Here is a 3,335-nt window from a genome sequence, read left to right as displayed (position 1 = left end):
CTCGACAACGCCTCCCACTCGGCGTCGGACAACTCGTAGCGACGACCCACGCGCTACATCATCCGACACCAAGATCCTTTGAAGACACTACCTAGGGCAACCGCGGCGGCCCAGCTCATAGTGCAACCGCCGTTGACCCCACCGGGGATGGTTGCGGCGCAGTTCGCAGATCAGCGCCTCCACCTCAGCAGCGGTCTGGGCGGGATGCGCATGCGGTCGGTGCGATCGGTCGGCCAGGCCGTCCAGGCCATGGTCGTGATACCAGCCCAGCCAACGGTGCACGGCCTGACGCGAGACGCCGAACCGTTGGGCGACCTCGGTCACGGACAGGCTAGCTTGGACTTCCAGCACTGCGCGGTAACGCTGCTCGGTCACGCTCAACTCCACCAGCACTCGGCGGAGTGTCACCCATCAAGTGAAGCCACCGTGTAACGCATCAACCGGAGTCGGACACTCAACGTCGTCTCAACGTCGTCTTATCTAAAACTGCCGGAGGTTGTTGACACTTCGGGTCTCCGATCGTTGGAGACTTCATGCCCCCGTCGCTTGACCAGAAGCTGGACCGTCAGGCGCAGCACCGCCTGGCGGTCCTGCGTCACGCCGAGGAAGTCACGGGCAACGTCGCGCAGACGTGCCGGTACTACGGCATCAGCCGACAGACGTTCTACAAGTGGCTACGCCGCTACCAGGACGAAGGCATCACTGGCCTGCGCGACCGATCGAGCGCTCCGCATCACTGCCCGAACGCCACCCACGCCGACATCGTGAACAAGATCGTCTACCTGCGGCGGAACTACCACTTCGGCCCAGTGAAGATCCAGATGTACCTCAAGCGGTACCACGACGTCACCATTACCAGCTCCGCGGTCTACAACATCCTGGTGCGGCTGGGCCTGAACCGGCTACCAGCCTCGCAGCGTTACCAGCGCCGGGAGAAACGCTACAAGCGTTACGAGAAGCAGCTACCGGGAAACCGGGTCCAAATCGACGTCAAATTCATCGAGCCCGTCGGCATCCCTACTCCTGCCCGCAAGGCACCGGTCACCGGACAGCTTCCCAAGCAGCGCCGACGTGCCCGGTACTACCAGTTCACCGCAATCGACGACTGCACCCGGCTGCGCGTCCTGCGGATCTACCCACGCGGCGACCAGAAGACGGCCATCGAGTTCCTGGACTACGTACTGCAACGCCTACCGTTCCGCGTCGAGGTCATCCAGACCGACAACGGCGCCGAGTTCCAGACCAGCTTCCACTGGCACGTGCTCGACAAGGGCATCGCCCACACCTACATCAAACCCGCATCCCCGCACCTCAACGGCAAGGTCGAACGCTCACACCGCATCGACGCCGAAGAGTTCTACCGCATGCTTGACGGCGTGGTCATCGACGACACCGGCGTCTTCAACGACAAACTCCAGGAGTGGGAGGACTACTACAACTACCACCGACCCCACGGATCCCTCGACGGCCAAACCCCCTACGAACGCCTCAAGCAGAAGACCCAGACCCGGGTGTAACCAAGCTCCGGCAGATGTACAGCTAGGGCCGGGGCTGTCGGCATGATCAGCCGGGGTGTACGGGCTTCCCCGCCAGGTTAAAGATCAAGCTAAGGGACGTCTCGTAAACCCGGTGACTGCCCCGTCTGGACGGTCGTCGATGATGTTGAGTGCAGGTGATCTCGGCAGCCCGCCCGGAGTGGATCCTTACGATCTCGTGCGCAATAGGACGGTCGGTGGCGCCTATCCAACGTAAGTGATGATCTTCGGGTGTCGATCCGGTGGGCGCGTCGTGTGTTCAGCCATCCCGCGTTCACCGGGATCTCCCGCCGTCATCTGCACCTGCTACGAGGCGAGCTGCGTGTGGTGTGGCTGGCCGGGCGAGAGGGCCGGCTGTATGCCCGTCGGGGTGGCCACCGGCGGCGGGCGGCTGGAGCCGGCCGGCGTTTGGCGCTGCGGTTCACTGATCGGCTTGTCGTCACCCTCGCTCATCTGCGGCTGGGGGTGCCACACGAGGCCCTGGCGGTGGCGTTCGGGGTGGACCGCTCGACCGTGACTCGGGCGATCGGGCAGGTCCGGCCCTTGCTGGCCCGTCGCGGATTCGCCCGCCCGAGCGGGATCCGGCTGCACACCCTGGCGGACGTGTTCGCCTACGCCGCCGCCGAAGGCGTCACACTGCGGCTGGACGCCACCGAGATCCGGGTCCGCCGACCACGCGTCGGCCGGCCCGGCCGCAAGGCGTTCGTGTCGGGCAAGGCGAAACAGAACACGATCAAGGCCACCGTCGTGGCCGACGAGTACGGTGCGACCCTGTGGTGCGGTGGACACCGGCCAGGCCGGATGCACGACACCACCGCCGCCCGCGTCGAGGGCATCGACGCCCTGCTCGACGCCTACCCGCAGGTGACGGTGCTGGTCGACGCCGGCTACCAAGGCCTGGCCCGCGACCACCCCGACCAAGTCACCGCACCGCCGCTGAAACTCCGCCCCGGCGCACCAACCGCACGTCAGACCGCGTGGGAAGCAGAGCGTAAACACCAGTCCTCACAACGCATCCCGGTCGAGCACGCCATCGCGGAGCTGAAGTGGTGGCGGCAACTGCAACGCTTCACCGGCCGCCGCGAGATCCTGCCCGAGACCATCGACGCGGTCGCCGGCTTGGTATCCGACCGCATGATCACCTGGTAACCGATCCACATCACAGCAGCCCACACCCACCCCTGGCAATTGCGCACGAGATCGTTAGGTTCACCGGGCTGCAACCAGCCCAGTTTCCGCAAGTTGGTCCGGCTGGTAGCTGAGCGGGGCGGTGACGCGATCGCTGACGGTCGGCCGGGCCGGCAGTGATCACTTGACTTCGCCGATCGGGTACTGCTGGTCGCCGCTACTGGCGCACGAACCTGACAATGCGGCAGATCGGTCCGCTGTTCGGGGTGTCGCACTCGGCGGTGCATCGGGTCATCGACACCCTCGGCCCGCTGCTCGCTCTGGCCCCGGTACGGCGGCGTCGGGTCGACCAGATCGCGATCGTCGACCGCACGTGAACTCGACGTCGACCACCACCGCTGGGCCACCGAGGCCGAGGCCCGCCGCGATGCGTTTCGGTGGATCGCCTTCAATAGCCACCGACGCCGCCACTCCGCGCTGAGCTACCTCAGCCCCGCCGACTACGAGCAGGCCCTCGAACCGACTACGCCGCACCAGATCGCGGCATAACCCGGTGCCCACATCCCGGGGAACTTCACTATGGTGTGCCGAAGTTGGTCCAGTCGTTCCAGCGTCCATTGGGTTCGAGTTGCCAGATGTGGGCCATGCCGGTGTTGTGTGTGTTGAATAGTG

At 65.3% G+C, this 3,335-nt stretch carries 2 protein-coding genes and 2 pseudogenes; 3 read left to right on the top strand and 1 reads right to left on the bottom strand.

From position 1 onward, the window contains the following. Positions 1-99 precede the first annotated feature (99 nt). Positions 100-381, bottom strand: a pseudogene (locus tag AB0873_RS32005) (leucine zipper domain-containing protein); the annotation flags it as partial. 152 nt (positions 382-533) lie between these two features. Between AB0873_RS32005 and AB0873_RS32000 the strand changes: the two are divergent. From AB0873_RS32000 to AB0873_RS31990, 3 genes and pseudogenes are all read left to right on the top strand, one after another. Beyond that, complete coding sequence (locus tag AB0873_RS32000; protein ID WP_366604489.1) at positions 534-1,517, top strand: IS481 family transposase; 984 nt, start codon at positions 534-536, stop codon at positions 1,515-1,517. 249 nt (positions 1,518-1,766) lie between these two features. Further along, positions 1,767-2,684: a transposase family protein gene (locus AB0873_RS31995; protein ID WP_366604488.1), complete on the top strand. Its 918-nt coding sequence runs from the start codon at positions 1,767-1,769 to the stop codon at positions 2,682-2,684. A 32-nt stretch (positions 2,685-2,716) separates the two neighbouring features. Continuing rightward, positions 2,717-3,031, top strand: a pseudogene (locus AB0873_RS31990) (transposase family protein); the annotation flags it as partial. Between the last annotated feature and the right edge of the window lie 304 nt (positions 3,032-3,335).

The sequence above is a fragment of the Micromonospora sp. NPDC047707 genome, from assembly GCF_040704235.1.
In the GTDB taxonomy this organism is placed as follows: Bacteria; Actinomycetota; Actinomycetes; order Mycobacteriales; family Micromonosporaceae; genus Micromonospora.
Note: the sequence above shows the minus strand (reverse complement) of the source record. Positions and strands in the feature narration are given on the sequence as shown.